This window comes from Paenibacillus barcinonensis (genome assembly GCF_003217495.1).
Lineage (GTDB): Bacteria > Bacillota > Bacilli > Paenibacillales > Paenibacillaceae > Paenibacillus > Paenibacillus barcinonensis.
In genome coordinates, this window is the sequence record NZ_QJSW01000003.1 from 126,210 (window position 1) to 145,171 (window position 18,962).

Consider the following 18,962-nt stretch of genomic DNA (forward strand, 5'->3'; position numbering starts at 1 on the left):
TCACCTTTATGCTCTCATATTATTGGCAAGACCCGCCATGGAATCACTGGACGTCAGCGCCCGTGCCGCTAGTTGATATGTCCGCTGTCCTTGCATGAGCAGTGCCATCTCCTGTGTCATATCTACATTGGACTGCTCAAGGAAACCTGTGCGAATCGACGCCTGAGGCTCACGTGTTGCCGCATTAGCCCCAAACACATCGTTCTCGGTTAATCCTGCGTCCAATCCAAACAGATTATCTGACAGCTGTACTAGCCCATCAGGACGCTCTACATCCACCATTTGCAGTTGTCCAGCAATGACAGCATTCGCTGCATTAGGCTGGCGCACCAGAAAATTGCCTTTCTCATCAAAAGCAACTGTGCTATTTCTGGAAGCCGTAATCGGCTGTCCTTGACGATTGAGTGCAAAATAACCTTGGTCATTCACGAGCACCATCTGGTCCTGGGCGTTAGGACGCATATCCGGCACAAAATGAAACGCACCCTGACGTGTCCACATCTTCTGACCGTTAGCCTCTACAGCAAACAGCGCATCACCTTCAATAGCCAGGTCTGTCGGATTCCCTGTCTCCTTCATGCTCCCCTGGGACATATCTCTGGTGAGATTGACCAGCCGGGCACCAAAGCCCAAGTTATATCCCATTGGCGTCGAGCGTCCATCCTGCTTGTACTTGTCATCCTGCTGCTGCACACGAGTCAGCACATCCTCAAAGCTTGCCTGCTTGCTCTTATAGCCTGCCGTATTCACATTAGCAATATTATCGGAAATGACATCCAGCCGCTGCTGAATCGCGGTCATGGACACCTTGGCACTAATCATGGAATTGTTCATGCGATAGTCTAACCTCCCCTGTGTGCTTCGCAAAGGGCATACAGCCCATCGCTATACAGTTATATCAATCTGCTGCCAAGCGTTTATACACGGCCAACTTCATTAACGGCTTTATCCAAACTACGGTCGTAGAACTGAACAACCTTCTGGTTCGCTTCATAGGCACGGAACGCAGCGTTCATGTCCACAGTCGCCTGAGAAGCATCCACATTGGAGCCTTCCAGATATCCCTGATGAATCTGCACATTATCGGTAGCAGCCATCGCACGTGCAGTTGCACCCGCATCCTCATTCAGGCTAAAGTTACCGTCTCCCTGACGCACCAGCTGGTTCGGCTGGTCAATAATGTTGATGCCGAGCGTAACCCCTGTTGGTACACCCGTATCAGCATTCACAAGGCGGCCCTGCTCATCCACTTTAAATTTCTCTACAGCGCCTGTCAATACAATGGGTTGACCGTTGCTATCCAGCACTTGAGCGCCAGTGGAACTAAGCAATTGACCTGTTCCGTTCACATCCAGATGACCATCACGTGTATAACGTGTGTCGCCGTTCGCATCTCGAACTGTAAAATACGCCTGGGGCTGATAGATTACGGTTCCGTCTGCCCGTACAAATTTGCCGGAAGCATCAAACTGCACAGGCTGTCTTGTCTGCGGATCATTTACACTCAGATTCGAGGAGATTGCAAAATCACTTTTGCGCTTCGTTTCCATGAGAGCACCCTGAACATTCATCGACAAGCTTTCTTCAGCAAATACACCCGAGTTCAGCTTGCCCAGCCGCTTAGTAGGCAGGTTGGCACCCCCGCCGGTTAACGTAATGAGCATTTCCGGGAAAGCACGGTTTACACTGTTCACCTGTTTATATCCCGTTGTGTTCATATTGACGATATTTTGTGTCGCTGTGTCATGGCGGCGCTGCTCTGTAATCATCCCCGAAGCAGCAGTGTACAGACCTCTTAACATGAATGAACCCCTCTCCTCAAACGGTTGTCCTGCAACGCAGACCGCTGTTTGTCCGTTCTGTTCACCCGAAGGTAAACCTGTTGCTATATATATCGGCAGACTAGAACTTTTTCTTAACGACCTGATCCAAATTATTCAGCATAATGCCTGTGCCTTTAACCACACAGTGCATGGGGTCCTCTGCAACCCATACCGGTACATGCAATTCATTCGATAACAGCTCGTCCAGTCCGTTCAGCAATGCGCCTCCACCCGTCAGAACAACCCCACGGTCAATGATATCCGCAGACAGCTCAGGCGGTGTGCGCTCCAGTACCGATTTGGCGGCAGCGATAATAGATTGCACGGAATCCCATAGCGCTTCCTGTATTTCATTTGCCGACACAGTTACGGTCACAGGCAGACCTGTTACCATATCCCGACCGCGAATGTCCATCTCGGCCTTGTGTGCAGCCGCATTCACGGTACCAATCGCGATTTTGATATCCTCTGCTGTGCGTTCCCCGATCATGAGCTTGTATTTTGCTTTGATAAACTTGGTAATGGCTTCGTCGAACTTGTCCCCTGCAACTTTAATAGAAGAGGCGGTGACTACGTCGCCCATAGACAGGACTGCAACGTCAGTCGTTCCGCCGCCGATATCCACGACCATATTACCACTCGGCTGAAAAATATCCATGCCCGCACCGATGGCTGCCGCTTTCGGCTCTTCTTCCAGAAATACTTCTTTGGCACCGCTGCGCTCGGCCGCTTCACGGATGGCCTTCTGTTCTACGGAAGTAATATTCGTAGGTGCACAGATCAAAATGCGCGGGTGGCTGTACCAGCTTCTTGCCCCTACACGATTAATGAAATGTCTCAGCATCGCTTCCGTAATCTCAAAGTCCGCAATAACGCCGTCGCGCAGCGGTCTGATGGCAACAATGTTACCCGGCGTACGCCCTACCATACGACGCGCCTCTTCCCCGACAGCAAGGACCCGCTTCGTATCGCTTTCAATGGTCACGACAGAAGGTTCATTGAGAACAACTCCGCTTCCTTTCACGTGAATAAGCACGTTCGCCGTGCCAAGATCAATACCGATATCCTTGCTAAACATAAAAGAGCCCCCAAAGTGATATTATTTGGTCAGCGTATCCTGTGAAAAAGAGTGTCTTATCACGTCACCGCTCGTTCGACAAAGTGCAACATATATATGTAAAAATCGGGCTGATAAGATGTCATAATTCGATCCTGTACCAGCTTTTAACATATCATACTTCAGGGGAGGGATTCAATCCATGCTGTGAGCTTTTTGGCCTAGTTCTTGAAGAATATGCTTATGATTTAGCGGAAGCCAGCACCTCACGTTTTTTACCACTCGTTTTTTTGTACTTGATTTTGGTCGCCTCACCGCCCCGCAAATGACGGATCGACTTGTGGTACTCGAGAATGTGTTTGACCTGGTCAGCAAGATCAGGGTTAATTTCCGGTAACCGCTCCGTCAGATCCTTATGCACAGTACTCTTTGATACGCCGAACTCTTTGGCAATGGTACGGACCGTATTTCTCGTCTCAACAATGCATCGACCAATTTTGATGGTCCGTTCCTTGATGTAATCGTGCACGCTCCCGCCTCCCTACTGTGTGGATAGTTTGGTACATTATATGAGGAGCATGCCTATATATTCGCGGTTTAAAGGTGTGACAAGCTTCGAAGGTCCCATTATTTTCTGAAAAACATAAAAAAAGCAGAGGTTATACACCCCTGCTCATACGGTTGCTGCGGTAAAAATCATTTATTTTTCCGGAAGATATCCTTGCGGGTTCACAGGCTGACCATCTTCATACACTTCAAAGTGAAGGTGGTTCCCCAGGTTTTTGCCAAGCTCACTCACACCAGCAGATGCAATCGCATCCCCTTGCTTCACTTCATCATCCTGTTTTACTTTGACGTCCGCAAGGCTCTGATATACCGTCTTCAGGTTATCGCCGTGAGTAATTTCCACCACTTGACCTGTGAGCGGGTTCTGCTCAACACGTGTAACTTTGCCGCTGAGTGCTGCTTTGACTTCAAATGTCTTGTTATCCCCACGAGCCAGATCCACGCCTGTGTTTGGAATAAATGTATCATTGTACTGCACCATTGCCGCCTCATGTTCCTCGCTGGAAGCTTCGTTATCGTAGAAAGGCTTCACAACTGAAATTTCAGAAGGGGATGATACGGGCCATACGAAATTTTCCGACTTTGCAACCACTTCCACACTTTCCTCGCCACCTGTTGTCGTTCCCCCGTTAATCGCTGCGCCTGTTTCTACTGATTCTTTAGCAGAGTCCGGGTTGAGCGCCTTGTCGCCTGTTCCCTGATAGACCCACACTAGAGTTAGTATAATGCCTGCTGCTGCGATGTAAACTGCCGGGAAAACCCAACGTTTGGACATTGCTTTTCTCCATGAAGAGGGCTGTGCTGCCGGTACTCCTTGCGTTGTTTTAGGAGTTTCTTCCTGGACTGTTTTTTTGTTGTTTTGTTCATTCATCTTGATCACCTCAGTAACAAGTGTTACCGGGTACAACTCTTTTATACACGCGCGACTCTAAAAATTTTCATGCCGCTTTCAAAGAGTGCTATATATGTTATGCTCTCACTTTACACATAATATAGCCGAATCTCGAAATAACCGAATCTCGAACGTTACGGAATGGGAGGGAGGTAGAGAAACATCATACTTACTCCCCCTGCTTTGAGGCTAGCATCTTGGATGCCTGTCCAAAAGAGATTCCTGTGTAATAGTGCTTCAGTATTTCAGTAGCGGTGTGTCCCTCTTGTGCCATGCCATTCGCACCCCACTGACTCATCCCCACCCCATGACCGTATCCATACGTCGTGATCTGTACCTCGTCACCCTCTACCTGCCAGCTGAACTGGCTGGATCTCAAGCCGAGCAGCTTGCGGACCTCCGGGCCGCTGAACGTTTCACCTGCGATCTGCATCTCTTTAATTCGATGACCCTGCGTAGTAGAGACTACCTTCATCCATGAACCACTCTGCTGTACACTTGCTGGAATACTATCCAGATTCAATTTTTGCAAAATTTCACTGCGCTTCATCGTAACCGTTTCTTTGAAGCCTGGTGCCAGCTGTTTATCCCACGGACTATCCACACTTTTCAAATACGGCACCACGCTGCCCCACACGTCCTCTGCATTCTCTGTATAACCATTGCTGGTGGAAAAGAAAGAGGCAGTAATCGCCCGGCCATCATAGGTCATAACAGCATCGCGGCTTTCGCGAACCGCCCGCTGCAGCTTCTCCCACTCCTTCACTTTGCCCAGCCTGGTCCACTCTGCCTTCACTTGATCTGGTGGAATGAATACCTGATGACTTATCGTATCCGTAACATCTGCCGCACCAGAGGGCACGCCACTTGTATCGTTCGCAGCCAGCCTTCTTACGATAAAGGTGCGGGCCGCAATGGCTTGAGCCTTTAGTGCTTCCAGCTTGAATTCTGCTGGCATCTCCGCTGCAACAACCCCGGTCACATAGTCCTCCAGTGGCAGTTTCATCGTTGTATTTGCAGCTGACAAGTATACACGCACATTCGGTTCGGTATAGGCTGCAGACACGGCTGGCGCAGGAACCTGAGTACGTCCGCCTGCGGAGCTTACACCCGATGAAGAGGGCACAGAGTTAACCTGTCCGCCCGTTCGTGGCCAGACCAGAATGACGGGGATTGCTAACGCCAGCACGAGCAGTACAGATACTGCTGCTGCAGGCTGCCAGCGTCCGGGGTTACGTCCCCAGCGCTTGCGACCAAAAGCGCGCATACGGCGCTTTTTCACCTTCTGGAACGCATCAAATTCAATGACAGGCGTGTGCACCTGCTGTTCAGCACGCTGCTTCATTCCTGTCGCAGGAGTATGCCCCGTTGAGAGAGGTACGCCCCCGGAACGATTCGTCTTCACCATCTGGACCGTTGAGCTTCTTTCCTTCACTGGAGCGCAAGATATAGCTAAAGGTGGAACGGGCTTGTCTTTCTCCACATTCAAAGCAGGGCTCTCCTCCAAATCCTGCATCCCCGATCGCGGGACAACAGGTATCTTCACCTGTACACGAGCTTCTTTCATCTAAGCTAACCCTCCGTTATGCATCACCGGATTGTGCCCGGTTTTTCTTTTGTCTAATCCATAGTTTAAGGTATGAGTTTGCTTGATCTGATAGAACCAGGTTTGAGAGAAACGAGAGCTTTGTGGAAGGATTCAACTAACCTTGCCCATAATATACCAACACCCTCTAATCACTACTGTAGCGCCTTTCCCACAGCACCTCCTCACCGAAAGACACTTCGCAAATACCCTCTCAGTTTGTTCAGAATCCGTACAGAATTGTCAGTTATACTATATAAGTTAGGACCAGCTATTAATAGAATCAGGTCCTTAGCGGACGAGCTTTTCTTATATTACATCGGAAAATAAAAGCACAAAAAAGCTAAGCACAGAGGCTTAGCTTATAACGATTCCAGTATTCATCTTCACACGTATCCGCAATCCACATTGCTGTGGCCATACGAGTAATACTTGTTAGCCTGATGATCGTTTGCAGACCAGACCCTTAACTATCGTTAACAGATCAGGTAAACAGACTGTTTACACCCAAGTCGGCTGTACTTTGAACATTGTTGCTTCTTCAACCTTCTCGCTAGGTGCTTTGGATGCATCCAGCTTAGGCTCTTCCACTGAAATGCGGTAAATATCTGCACCCAAACCATTCAGCTTCTCTGCCAGATGTACGTAACCACGGTCGATGTGATGCACACCGCCAACCTCGGTCGTACCTTCAGCTACCAAGCCAGCAATGATCAGAGCAGCTCCTGCACGCAAGTCTGTAGCTGTCACCTTGGCACCCTTCAGCTTGGCATTGCCCGTAATGATGGACGAACGTCCCTCAACTTTGATCTCCGCATTCATCAACTGGAACTCGTCAACGTGCATGAAGCGGTTCTCAAACACCGTCTCCGTTACTACGCTGGTTCCCTCGGATGCGAGCAGCAAAGCCATCATCTGCGATTGCATATCTGTCGGGAAACCTGGGTATGGTAATGTTTTGACGTCTACCGCCTTGAGAGGACGGTCCGCAATAACACGTACACCGTTCTCGTCCGGCTGTACCGTTACACCCATCTCTTCCAGCTTGGCAATAACAGAACCCAGATGATCGGAGATTGCACCTTCAACATAAACGTCTCCACCGGAAATTGCAGCTGCGGCCATATATGTGCCTGCTTCAATGCGATCCGGGATGACCGTATGTTTGACACCAGACAGCTTTTCCACACCTTCAATGCGGATCACACCTGTGCCTGCGCCGCGAACTTTCGCTCCCATTCCGTTAAGGAAGTTAGCCAGATCAACGATCTCAGGTTCCTTGGCAGCATTCTCCAGCACTGTTACACCTTCAGCCAAAGTTGCAGCCATCATAATATTTTGAGTGGCACCTACGGAAGCCACATCCAGATAAATTTTTGCACCGCGCAGCCGCCCTTGGCTACGTGCTTCGATATAACCCTGGCCCAAGCTGATCTCGGCTCCCATGGCTTCAAACCCTTTGAGGTGCTGATCAATCGGTCTTGTACCGATCGCACATCCTCCAGGCAATGAGATTCTTGTTTGACCCAAACGCGTCAACAAAGGCCCCATGACCAGAAAAGACGCCCGCATCTTACTAACCCATTCATACGGGGCTTCACAAGAAGTCAGATTCTCCGCATTCACAGTAATCACTTCGTCCCGGTATGTAACTCCCGCTCCCAGCGATTCCAACACTTTGTTAATCGTCATCACATCGTCTAGAGGAGGTGCGTCAATAATAACGCTTTGTCCTTCTTCCCCTAAGAGAGAGGCAGCGATGATCGGAAGAACAGAATTTTTAGCGCCGCTAACTTTGACACTTCCGGTCAATCTTTTGCCACCGCGGACGATAAATTTGCTCATCATGGTTCCCTCCGCGCTTTTATTCCCTTTTCCTCATTCCGGAATACGTAAGCCCCACTGTGTTAGAAAGGACTGTTGCTGTGTGTGGAATTTCGACATATTCTGGCATGGTTGCTCAGATGTCTGTTCAGAAAAGAATTGGTTTGTATAATTCATGATCAATGATACCTTGCATAGTGCTCTGTTCATGCTGCTCCATAGCTTGTAAAACATCATACAGCCCTGCAAAGCATCAAAACAGACCAAATGGGATGATTTTTAGCCGGTTGTTACCGGGTATCCCCTTTATAACTTGCATAATTAAAGAAAAATTGTGAATTCCCTAACTTCCATCATAACATTGTTGAATTAAACGATACAAGCATTTTTACATAAAACATTGAAAATCCATCCAAATAATTGTTCACATTTCTTTCTTATTTTCTGGATCGCCAACTCATACTCTAATTGTTAACACAATTAATCGATGTTATTCGACATTGAGCCGCTTGAAGAACCTAACAGATGATTAACCAACCATCTCAACATTAAAACAAATTTTTGAGCATTTGTGTCCATGACAAGTAGTCAATGACAAAGCCAGCCACGGCATGCCCCAAAATAATGGCGAGCAGCAAATGCAGTAGTCTTCCCTGAGCACCTCTTGGTTGTCTGATGACCAAATCCAATTTCAGATTCTGCAACGCCCACCAGGAAATCGCTATACATAAAAGAGAGACTAACATTGAGATCAAGCTGTTCGTGCTCAAAGTCTGGTTCACCTGGTTCGCCAGATCATTAACCATACCTTCTTACCTCCACCTCGATTGTTGCAGCGATTCAGCATATCATATGCCCAACACCCATAACATGTTAGTAGATGGAGTGTTCGGAGCACGAATGCCGTTTCAGCTGTCAGTTTTACTCCTGGATTGCAGGATCATCTGCTGACTCTAAGGAATATAGGCTGTTTCACTATCTTTTGTCAATTACATTGATTTCCACTTCAAAAATATTTTAATTTTAATTGATGAGGATTGGGTAACTAAACCGACATAAAAGAACGTTATATCCATTTCGATTCTGTCATTTCCTCGGAAATAATTCAACTTATTCTCGTAAAAATGGTTCTATTAGCGGCATATGCCTATACTCCTTTAGTCCTACATGTTATTCATCCCAAAAGAGAACGGTGAATGCTGCGAAATGAAACTTTTCATACTATATAAAGAGACACACCTCTAACCTTCATATTCAGGAATCGCTACAAAAAGTAAAAGAACCCGGCAGACTGTGTCGCCGGGCTCCATAAATCACATTATTTGCCGTATACATTGATCCGGTTAACCGCTTTTTGCAAAGCAATCTCTGCACGGCGGTGATCAAAGTGGTCCTGATTGCTTTGGCTGGCAAGCCGGCGTTCTGCCCGCTCTTTAGCCGCACGCGCACGATCCACATCAATGCTTTCCGGGAATTCGGCACTCTCTGCAAGTACAACAACCTTATCTTTGCGGACTTCGATAAAGCCGCCGCCGATGGCAACCTGCTTGTTATCTTTTCCGTTTTTGATAATGATCGGTGCAATTTTCAATGGGGTTACCATCGGAATATGTCCTGGCAAAATACCAAGTTCCCCGTCAACCCCGGTAGCGATAATGCTATCCACCTGCTGTGAATAGACAAGACGCTCAGGCGTTACAATCTCCAACAAAAAGGTGCTCAATTCCATCCCTCCTGAAACTATCCGAAGGATAGCTCGCTTCATAAGGACAATCCTGGACTCAGATTATACCAGTGTTTTTGCTTTCTCCACTGCCTCTTCAATGGTGCCCACGAAGAGGAATGCTGCTTCCGGCAGATCGTCATGCTTGCCTTCGAGAATCTCTTTAAAGCTGCGCACCGTTTCTTTAACCGGAACGTATTTACCCGGAATACCGTTAAATGCTTCAGCAACGTGGAAAGGCTGGGACAAGAAACGTTGAATTTTACGCGCACGATAAACGAGCGCTCTATCTTCTTCACTGAGCTCGTCCATACCCAAGATCGCGATGATATCTTGAAGCTCGTTATAACGAGCCAAGATACGTTTAACGCCTTGAGCAACGTTGTAGTGTTCCTCACCTACAACTTCAGGAGCAAGGATACGGGAGCTGGATGCGAGTGGATCTACCGCTGGGTAGATACCCATCTCGGAGATTTTACGCTCCAGGTTCGTTGTTGCATCCAAGTGAGCAAATGTCGTTGCAGGAGCCGGGTCAGTATAGTCATCCGCAGGTACGTAGATCGCCTGAATGGATGTAACCGATCCTTTTTTGGTAGAAGTGATACGCTCTTGCAATTGACCCATCTCTGTAGCCAGCGTAGGCTGGTAACCTACCGCAGAAGGCATACGTCCAAGCAAGGCGGATACTTCTGAACCCGCTTGAGTGAAACGGAAGATGTTATCAATAAAGAGCAACACGTCACGGCCTTCTTCATCACGGAAATATTCCGCCATAGTCAGACCCGTGAGGGCTACACGAAGACGTGCGCCTGGTGGCTCATTCATTTGTCCGAAGACCATTGCTGTTTTGTTGATAACGCCGGAATCACTCATCTCGTGATACAAGTCGTTACCTTCACGTGTACGCTCACCAACACCGGCAAATACGGAGATACCGCCGTGCTCTTGCGCAATGTTGTTGATCAGTTCTTGAATGGTTACCGTTTTACCTACACCGGCACCACCGAACAGACCAATTTTCCCCCCCTTGGCATAAGGAGCCAGCAAGTCGATAACCTTGATCCCTGTTTCAAGCATTTCTGCTTGAGTGGTCAATTCATCGAATGAAGGAGCAGAGCGGTGAATCGGGTTTTTCACTTCGGTTTTCACTTCACCATTCGTATCAATCGCTTCACCCAGCACGTTAAATACACGGCCCAGTGTAGCTTCACCTACAGGTACAGAGATCGGAGCACCTGTATCCACTGCTTCCAGACCACGTACGAGACCGTCCGTGGAAGACATCGCGATACAGCGAACACGATTGTCACCCAGATGTTTGGAAGCTTCAAGCGTAAGGTCGATTGAAACGCCGCTCTCATTCTGCGTTTTAATCGTAATGGCATTGAGGATTTCCGGCAGACCGCCGCGATCAAACTCGACGTCAACAACCGGACCCATGATGCTCACAACGCGTCCTTTGTTCATCTTAACGTTCCCCTCCTACAAGCCTGCTACTTTTTGCATGAAATGAGTTATCTCATTATGTGCATTGCAAGCTTTCATATATAAACACGTACATTCATAACCGTTCATAGCCAGTTTTCACCGCGTAAAACGTCCGTTCCGTTAACCTTGTGCATTAGCTCCCGCTACGATCTCCGTAATCTCCTGCGTGATCGCCGCTTGACGTGCTCGGTTATACGTCAATGACAGATCATTAATAAGCTTGGACGCATTTTTGGTCGCATTGCCCATGGCTGTCATTTTCGCACCGAGTTCACTCGCCTTGCCATCCAGAAGAGCTCCGTAGATCAGGGTTTCTGCATAACGAGGCAACAGTACCTCAAGCACGGCTTCAGGAGACGGCTCATACTCGTAGCTGGCAGTCAAACCTTCAGAAGCAGATACCTCTGGTGTTTCCATTGGAAGAAGACGCTCCACCGTAGGAATCTGAGTCAACGCATTCACAAAGCGGTTATAGCAAATGAATACTTCATCAAACTCAGCAAGCTCATAACCGTGTACAGCTTCGTGTGCAATGGACTTGATATCTGCAAATTCAGGTGAATCGGATAGGTCAGTTGTGTTGGACACCATATCCATCTCACGTCTTCTGAAGTAGTCACGACCTTTACGGCCAATGACGTACAGAGCGTAATCATTTTTGGAGTTATGCTTTTCCTTCAGTGTCTGATTCACCAAACGCAGGATGTTCGCATTGTATCCACCCGCCAGACCACGATCCGATGTAATTACAAGATAAGCTGTCTTCTTAACGGGACGGCTTTCCAGCATCGGATGTTTAATGCCCTTTGTGCTTGTAGCAATGCTCGCTACAACCTCTTTCAGTTTTTCTGAATAAGGTCGTGCTGCTTCAGCCTTTTCCTGTGCTTTACGCAGCTTGGCTGCCGCAACCATTTCCATTGCTTTGGTGATCTGCTTTGTACTTTGCACACTTTTAATTTGCCGCTTGATTTCGCGCATGCCTTTTGCCATGATTTCACCACCTTAAAGTTTTGACAACGTCAAAACTACTTCGTAAGCATATACCGAACTTTGGCAAAGCCAAAGTTACTTCGTAAGCTTCTGTAGACTTCAATTGAAATCGCACATGCAGACATGCGGAATCGTATGCCAACTCCGCAGCCGCATTGATCTATTAATGTGAGGCAGCGAAACTTTTTCTGAACTGCTCAATCGCAGCTTTCAATGCGGTTTCGTTGTCCCCAGTCAAGTCTTTGTTATCCACGATGGATTGAAGAATTTCCGGTTTGGAACTTACCATGAACGCGAGGAATTCACGCTCAAAACGAGTTACATCACCTGTTGGAATCTCATCCAAGTATCCTTTAACTGCAGTGTACAAGCTGACAACCTGTTGTTCTACAGGCAACGGCTGGTTAACACCTTGTTTCAGGATTTCCATCATGCGGGCACCACGATTCAGGCGAGCCTGAGTGGATTTATCCAGGTCAGAACCAAATTGGGAGAACGCCTGCAACTCACGATATTGAGCGAGGTCCAAACGCAGGGAACCTGCAACCTTTTTCATCGCTTTGATCTGTGCAGAACCGCCGACACGAGATACCGAGATACCTACGTTAATCGCTGGACGTTGTCCGGCGTTAAAGAGATCGGACTCCAAGAAGATTTGACCATCTGTGATAGAGATTACGTTTGTTGGAATGTATGCAGATACGTCCGAAGCCTGTGTTTCAATGAATGGCAGAGCGGTTAAAGAACCACCACCAAGTTCATCGTTCAGCTTCGCAGCGCGCTCCAGCAAACGGGAGTGCAGATAGAATACGTCACCCGGATATGCCTCACGGCCCGGAGGACGGCGAAGCAGCAAGGACAATTCACGATATGCTGCCGCTTGTTTAGTCAAGTCATCATATACTACGAGCACGTGCTCGCCTTTGTACATGAAGTACTCACCCATGGAGCAACCGGAGTATGGTGCAATGTAAAGCAGCGGTGACGGATCGGAAGCCGATGCCGTTACGACGATCGTATATTCCATCGCCCCTCTGCGACGCAGCGTTTCTACGACTTGTGCTACGGTAGATTGCTTCTGACCGATGGCTACGTAGATACATTTCATTCCACTGCCTTTTTGGTTCAGGATCGCATCAATTGCGATGGAGGTTTTACCTGTTTGACGGTCACCGATGATCAACTCACGTTGACCACGACCGATTGGAACCATTGCATCAATCGCTTTGATCCCTGTTTGCATCGGCTCATGAACCGATTTACGATCCATAACGCCAGGTGCTTTACCTTCAACCGGACGGAATTCCGTTGTAGCGAGTGGCCCTTTGCCATCCACTGGAATACCGAGCGGGTTCACAACGCGACCAATCAATGCTTCGCCAACTGGCACTTGCATGATTTGACCTGTACGTTTCACTTGGTCGCCTTCACGGATATCCGAGTAAGGTCCCAGGATAACGACACCGACATTGCTCTCTTCAACGTTCATGGCAAGACCCATTACACCGCTTGGGAACTCAACCAACTCGTTGGACATGACATTCTCGAGTCCGTATACACGGGCAATCCCGTCACCAACCTCGATAACTGTACCAACTTCGACTACATCAATATCGGTCTTGTATTGTTCGATCTGGCTCTTAATTAATGTACTGATTTCTTCTGGCTTGATACTCAAGTGTCCTCACCCCAATCTACTGTACTCGTCTGTTAAAAGACTGCTCAAGACGCTCCAGCTTGCCAGCCAAGCTGCCGTCATAGATCGTATCGCCAATGGCGACTTTCAATCCGCCCAGCAGAGCAGGATCGACAATGTTCTCGATACGAATCTTTTTATTCACACGGCTGCCGAATTCACGCGCCACCGCTTCTTTTTCTTCTTCGTTCAATGCATATGTCGAGTATACGTGAGCATCGGCAATTCCCAGGGAATCTCCTTCAATCTTCACATAATCACTCAACAACTCTTCCAGCAACTCCACACGGCCACGCTCAATGAGGAGCTGAACCGTGCGCAGAACAGGCTCCGACACTTTGCCGTCAAGACTTGTATGAATCACTGTTCGTTTGGCTTCATCCGAGATATTAGGAGATACGATAAATTTGATAATATCGGCATCACCGGTCAATCCACGAACAACGGCATGAAGTTCCTGTTCAACTTCAAGCACTCGCTGTTGCTCAAGCGCAACCTCAAACAGTGCTTTGGCGTAACGTTTGGCAACAATCGTATCGCGGCTCATTGTCTGCCCCCTACCTCATTGAGGTATTGGTTCACAAGCTCTTCCTGTGCAGGACCGTTCTCAACTTCTTTTTTGATCAGTTTCGAAGCGATCTGTACCGAAGCAGAACCAAGCTCACTGCGCAACGCTGCAACTGCCTTGTTCTTCTCGCTTTGAATCTCTCTAACCGCATCGTCTTTCAAGCGATTCGCCTCAGATTTAGCATCCGCCAAAATCGTTTCAGCTTGTTTGTTACCTGTTTGTTTGGACAGCTCAATGATATCATGGGCTTCCTTACGCGCCTGCTCAAGAGCCTGCTTCTGCTCCTCAACATACGCCATAGCCTGTTCACGAGTTTGCGCAGCCTCATTCATCTGCGTCATTACGAGTTCACGACGTTTCTCCATAATAGAGAAAAGCGGGCCAAATGCATAACGGCTAAGCAGCCAGTATAAAATGACAAAAGCGATAATCGCCAGAACTGTATTTTCCCATACGAAATTCAATCTGTTCACTCCTTCCTGGAGATATCCTCAGGCTGCACTTCCGAGTATAACGGACGCTACCTAAAAAGAAGGCGCGGAGGGCTGTGGCCTTCCCCGCCAAACCTGCAATAATATTAAGCCGCGCCGTAGAACATGAACGCGAGTACCACACCGATGATCGGCAATACCTCGATCAAACCTACCCCGATAAACATTGTTGTTTGAAGAGTGGATTTCGCTTCTGGTTGACGAGCGATCCCTTCTACTGTTTTGCTGATTACCAAACCGTTACCAATACCTGCACCAAGTGCGCCCAATCCTGCAACAATTGCTGCTGCCAATAATGCCATTGCTCCCATTTGTATATCCTCCTTAGAATAATCGTAAAATTTTATAGTTCAGTCCTGCAGAGCTAGTCCGTCTGGACTTGAATCTTAATGTTCCTCGTGTGACTCAACCGTTTGTGAAATGTATACCATCATCAATACGGTAAATACAAAGGCCTGAATCGCACCGATAAAGATACTGAACCCTTGCCAAGCTGTCAGCAATGGAATCGCCGCAATGGCACCAATCCATTTGAACGCCGTCAACTTCATGATCGTGGAGATCAACACTTCACCTGCGAAGATGTTTGCAAACAAACGCATACCGTGTGTAAGCAATTTGGATGCCGTCTCGACGATATTAATCGGGAAGAACAACCAATGTGGCTGGAAGTAGTGTTTAAGATACGCTTTGGTATTCTTGAACAATCCCAGTCCGTGAGCAATCAAAAAGGCAATGATTGCAAGTCCCATTGTGACAGATAGATCTGCCGTTGGAGATTTCCACCATGCGATTTCAATGTGAGGGTGAGCTTCCGGGTTCTTCTCGTGTGCTTTGTTGAAAGCTTCAACTACAGTAACGAGCGGCTGCCCAGCTATCTTAGCTTGATCGGCTTCTGTAATGCCAGTAACGACACCAAAAGGAAGCCCCAGCATGTTACCAACAAAAATGAACATAATCATCGTGGTTGCTAGAGTAAGGAAGTGCTGACCCTTCTTCATGTCCATCGTACTTGAGATCAGGTTGCGTACAAATTCGATAGCCCATTCCAAAAAGTTCTGCAGCTTACCCGGGTTCTCCACGGACAAGTTTCTTGTTGCCAGCTTACAGATCACAAAGACAATTAAACTAGTCACCACCAGCATAAGTAATACTGATAAATCCAGTCTGAATCCACCCAAATCAATTATGGGAGCTTCATGCATATTTTTCTCACCCCTTTCTCGCGCGCGATACAGTGTCAGATCTTAAATTTCTGTGTTACGGGATAAAATAATCCCTATAAAAAGGAGGGAAAATTGCGCAAGAAACAGTCCGCCTACAACCGCATATGTATTGAGGTACTGCGGAAATTGCATCGCCAGAAAAACACCGAGCACTGCGAGCGCTGCTCTTGTCAAAAAACCCAGATTTACCCTTTTCAAATTACCTCCGACCGCATCATCTGCCATAATTCTCACCTTACGTCCCAGATACGAGGCATTAATCCAGCTAATTACAGCACCTAATGCAACGCCAACCCCGATGGTCTGTATAGCGGGAAACAACGCAGCAATCAGAAAACAGATCATGAGGATGGTCAAAATACTCACGGACATCCATCTGCGATATCTGGCTAGTTCACTCATCACTTTCCCCCATGAATTTTTTAGCAATAAAGTAAATGCTTACCCCACCTGCTGCGAGAAAAAAGAGAACGCTTACGGCGATCCATATTCCGCTTCCGCCAATGGTCTTGTCCAACCACGAGCCAGCGTAATATCCGGCAACAGCGAGCAAAGCAATCTCGATTCCAAAAGCTGTAACGAGTCCCATTGCTTTCCATACCTTATCATCATGGTTACGGGATGAATTTGGTTTGTTCGAATCGGCCATTTTTCACGCCACCCTTGCAATCCCAGTTAATTTTACTGAATGATGAGAGCCTTTGTCAATTGATTGATTTTAGCGTTTTAAAGGGGGAAACGACGGGGGTATGAGCATTCAAAGCCCATAAACCCGCGTAAACCGTACAGTTTAACTGTATGCTATCCCCTCCATAAATCAAACAGAAAATGTGAATTATTTTTTGAACGTTCTGTGAAATGATTCTGGACGCTCACTATTTACGCCGAAATGGTGCAAAATCGCATTGACAATTCTTTCCGATGCATGTCCATCACCGTATGGGTTGGCAGCCTGGCTCATGCTTGCATACAACGTTTCGTCTGTAAGCAGAGCTTTGGTCCGTTCATAAACACGCTCCTCGTCCGTCCCTACCAATTCCAGCGTGCCGGCTTCAATGCCTTCAGGGCGCTCTGTTGTATCACGCAATACAAGAACAGGCACACCAAACGAAGGCGCTTCTTCCTGCAGACCGCCCGAATCGGTCAGGATCAAGTGAGTGTGCGGGTAAAAGTTATGCAAATCCACTACGTCTAGTGGATCAATTAACTGTATACGGGGATGATTCCCCAAAATCGCGTGAGCCGGCTCCTTCACAGCAGGACTAGGATGCACCGGGTACACGATGGCAATATCCTCGAATTCGTCAGCAATACGTTTGACGGCTTGGAAAATGTTGCGGTGAGGCTCGCCTTGAGATTCACGGCGATGAGCAGTCATCAACACAAGGCGTTTGCCTTGTGCCCAATCTAGTACCGGGTGCTTGTAATCCTCCCGTACTGTATATTGAAACACATCTGTTACGGTGTTGCCTGTGACGTAGGTACTAGACTCCGGTTTATTTTCCTTGGCAAGGTTGGAGGCAGACCAGTCCGTTGGTGCAAAATGCAAATCAGCCAGAACCCCCGTCAGTTGGCGGTTCATCTCCTCGGGATACGGTGACAGCTTGTTCCACGTCCGCAGTCCGGCTTCCACATGTCCTACCTGTATCTGTTGCAGGAACGCTGCATAGCTGGCTACAAATGTCGTAAGTGTATCTCCGTGTACGAGTACAATATCCGGCTTCGCTTCACGCAGAACCGGCTCCAGGCCGCCAAGAACGCGAATGGTAATCTCGTTCAGAGTTTGACGATCCTTCATAACATCCAGATCATAATCGGGATGAATGTCGAAAACTTCAAGAACCTGATCCAGCATCTGACGATGCTGCGCAGTTACGCAAACAATCGACTCGATCGACTCGGGATGCTTCTGCAATTCGAGAATCAGCGGAGCCATCTTGATGGCTTCCGGGCGCACCCCGAAAATGGTCATGACTTTAATTTTTTTGGACATTCAAGCAAGGCCCCTTTTCTCATTAGCATGTAATATGCTTATTTCGTTCCGTACAAACGGTCTCCTGCATCGCCCAATCCTGGCACGATATATCCATGGTCATCCAAACGGTCATCCAGAGCTGCCACATAGATATCTACATCCGGGTGAGCATCCTGTACCGCCTTCACACCTTCCGGTGCTGCTACGAGATTCATCATCTTGATCTGGGTGCAGCCGCGTTTTTTGAGCACATCAATAGCTGCAATTGCCGATCCGCCTGTAGCAAGCATCGGGTCAATCACAATCAGCTGACGCTCGGTCACGTCTGTAGGCAGCTTGGTGTAATACTCAACCGGCTGCAGAGTTTCCGGGTCACGGAACAAACCAACATGTCCTACTTTTGCCGCTGGCAGAAGCTTCACAACGCCATCCAGCATACCCAGTCCTGCACGCAGAATAGGCACCAGTCCAAGCATACGGCCAGAGATGACTTTACCTTGTGTTGCCGCTACAGGTGTCTGCACGTCAATGGATTCCAGCTCCACGTCTCTTGTAATCTCGTACGCCATCAGTGTAGCAACTTCATCAACCAGTTCACGAAAATCTTTCGTATTCGTACGCATGTCGCGTATAAACGTCAGTTTGTGTTGAATCAGGGGGTGATCACATATTACTAATTTTCCCATTACATTGTCCCTCCGGTAAGTTCTTCATGTGTTAAGCATTTCCAAATATACCTTGCCGTCATTCACAGGCCCGATAAATCCTGTATATTATATCATCACCCACACCGAATTACACCATCAAAGGGCACCTAATCATTACAGAATAGCAAATCCTACAAAAACAGGACCGGAAAATGATCCATCCGGTCCTGTTTGCTCGTGCGGTTGTGTCACTTGAGAGGTTGAAATGCATGTGAACACTATGGATGCTCCGCAAACCGAATGACCTTCCGATCGCTGTTATCCCCGGAATTCTCTGATCCACTAATTAAATGGTGAAATTCCGGTGATAAAGGCGAGCGCTTCGCTTCTTCAGGTTCTTTCGATTTGCT

20 protein-coding genes are annotated in these 18,962 nt (G+C 47.8%); all 20 read right to left on the reverse strand.

From position 1 onward, the window contains the following. Positions 1–6: 6 nt before the first annotated feature. The 20 genes from DFQ00_RS06370 to upp all read right to left on the reverse strand — a co-directional run bounded on the left by DFQ00_RS06370 (position 7) and on the right by upp (position 18,591). Entirely contained in the window at positions 7–834 is an 828-nt protein-coding gene (locus DFQ00_RS06370; protein ID WP_110895604.1) for a flagellar hook-basal body protein, read from the reverse strand. A gap of 83 nt (positions 835–917) precedes the next feature. Then, positions 918–1,802, reverse strand: coding sequence for a flagellar hook-basal body protein (locus DFQ00_RS06375; RefSeq protein ID WP_110895606.1), 885 nt, complete (start codon positions 1,800–1,802; stop codon positions 918–920). Positions 1,803–1,902: 100 nt separating this feature from the next. Then, a complete protein-coding gene (mreB, locus tag DFQ00_RS06380; protein WP_110895608.1) occupies positions 1,903–2,901 on the reverse strand; it encodes a rod shape-determining protein in 999 nt (332 codons plus the stop codon). 220 nt (positions 2,902–3,121) lie between these two features. After that, a complete protein-coding gene (spoIIID, locus tag DFQ00_RS06385; RefSeq protein ID WP_024632710.1) occupies positions 3,122–3,409 on the reverse strand; it encodes a sporulation transcriptional regulator SpoIIID in 288 nt (95 codons plus the stop codon). Positions 3,410–3,580: 171 nt separating this feature from the next. Beyond that, entirely contained in the window at positions 3,581–4,318 is a 738-nt protein-coding gene (gene spoIIQ / locus DFQ00_RS06390; protein ID WP_110895610.1) for a stage II sporulation protein SpoIIQ, read from the reverse strand. A gap of 190 nt (positions 4,319–4,508) precedes the next feature. Next, complete coding sequence (spoIID, locus tag DFQ00_RS06395; RefSeq protein WP_110895612.1) at positions 4,509–5,906, reverse strand: stage II sporulation protein D; 1,398 nt, start codon at positions 5,904–5,906, stop codon at positions 4,509–4,511. 519 nt (positions 5,907–6,425) lie between these two features. After that, the gene (gene murA, locus DFQ00_RS06400) at positions 6,426–7,769 is read right to left on the reverse strand and encodes a UDP-N-acetylglucosamine 1-carboxyvinyltransferase (protein WP_146236133.1); all 1,344 of its coding nucleotides are present in this window, start codon (positions 7,767–7,769) and stop codon (positions 6,426–6,428) included. Positions 7,770–8,296: 527 nt separating this feature from the next. Beyond that, positions 8,297–8,554 (reverse strand): DUF1146 family protein, encoded by a 258-nt coding sequence (locus tag DFQ00_RS06405; RefSeq protein ID WP_110895615.1) that lies wholly within the window; start codon positions 8,552–8,554, stop codon positions 8,297–8,299. 512 nt (positions 8,555–9,066) lie between these two features. Beyond that, positions 9,067–9,471: a F0F1 ATP synthase subunit epsilon gene (locus DFQ00_RS06410; RefSeq protein ID WP_110895617.1), complete on the reverse strand. Its 405-nt coding sequence runs from the start codon at positions 9,469–9,471 to the stop codon at positions 9,067–9,069. Positions 9,472–9,534: 63 nt separating this feature from the next. Continuing rightward, positions 9,535–10,938 (reverse strand): F0F1 ATP synthase subunit beta, encoded by a 1,404-nt coding sequence (gene atpD / locus DFQ00_RS06415; RefSeq protein ID WP_110895619.1) that lies wholly within the window; start codon positions 10,936–10,938, stop codon positions 9,535–9,537. A gap of 141 nt (positions 10,939–11,079) precedes the next feature. Beyond that, positions 11,080–11,949 (reverse strand): ATP synthase F1 subunit gamma, encoded by an 870-nt coding sequence (atpG, locus tag DFQ00_RS06420; RefSeq protein ID WP_110895621.1) that lies wholly within the window; start codon positions 11,947–11,949, stop codon positions 11,080–11,082. Positions 11,950–12,112: 163 nt separating this feature from the next. Then, the gene (gene atpA / locus DFQ00_RS06425) at positions 12,113–13,627 is read right to left on the reverse strand and encodes a F0F1 ATP synthase subunit alpha (protein ID WP_110895623.1); all 1,515 of its coding nucleotides are present in this window, start codon (positions 13,625–13,627) and stop codon (positions 12,113–12,115) included. Positions 13,628–13,643: 16 nt separating this feature from the next. Further along, entirely contained in the window at positions 13,644–14,192 is a 549-nt protein-coding gene (locus tag DFQ00_RS06430; RefSeq protein ID WP_110895625.1) for a F0F1 ATP synthase subunit delta, read from the reverse strand. After that, positions 14,189–14,677, reverse strand: a complete 489-nt coding sequence (gene atpF, locus DFQ00_RS06435; RefSeq protein WP_110895627.1) for a F0F1 ATP synthase subunit B — start codon at positions 14,675–14,677, stop codon at positions 14,189–14,191. The genes DFQ00_RS06430 and atpF overlap by 4 nt, the downstream gene beginning before the upstream one ends. A 113-nt stretch (positions 14,678–14,790) precedes the next feature. Beyond that, positions 14,791–15,015 carry a F0F1 ATP synthase subunit C gene (atpE, locus tag DFQ00_RS06440; protein ID WP_110895629.1) on the reverse strand — a complete coding sequence of 75 codons (225 nt, stop codon included), beginning with the start codon at positions 15,013–15,015 and terminating at the stop codon, positions 14,791–14,793. Positions 15,016–15,090: 75 nt separating this feature from the next. Further along, positions 15,091–15,909, reverse strand: coding sequence for a F0F1 ATP synthase subunit A (gene atpB / locus DFQ00_RS06445; RefSeq protein ID WP_110895630.1), 819 nt, complete (start codon positions 15,907–15,909; stop codon positions 15,091–15,093). Between the two features lie 42 nt (positions 15,910–15,951). Beyond that, positions 15,952–16,332, reverse strand: a complete 381-nt coding sequence (locus DFQ00_RS06450) for an ATP synthase subunit I (RefSeq protein ID WP_110895632.1) — start codon at positions 16,330–16,332, stop codon at positions 15,952–15,954. Beyond that, the gene (locus tag DFQ00_RS06455; RefSeq protein ID WP_110895634.1) at positions 16,325–16,579 is read right to left on the reverse strand and encodes an AtpZ/AtpI family protein; all 255 of its coding nucleotides are present in this window, start codon (positions 16,577–16,579) and stop codon (positions 16,325–16,327) included. Before DFQ00_RS06455 ends, DFQ00_RS06450 begins: the two co-directional genes overlap by 8 nt. A gap of 186 nt (positions 16,580–16,765) precedes the next feature. Continuing rightward, on the reverse strand, positions 16,766–17,923 hold the full coding sequence (gene wecB, locus DFQ00_RS06460; protein WP_110895636.1) for a non-hydrolyzing UDP-N-acetylglucosamine 2-epimerase: 1,158 nt from the start codon (positions 17,921–17,923) through the stop codon (positions 16,766–16,768). A gap of 38 nt (positions 17,924–17,961) precedes the next feature. Further along, complete coding sequence (gene upp, locus DFQ00_RS06465) at positions 17,962–18,591, reverse strand: uracil phosphoribosyltransferase (RefSeq protein ID WP_090922856.1); 630 nt, start codon at positions 18,589–18,591, stop codon at positions 17,962–17,964. Positions 18,592–18,962 lie beyond the last annotated feature (371 nt).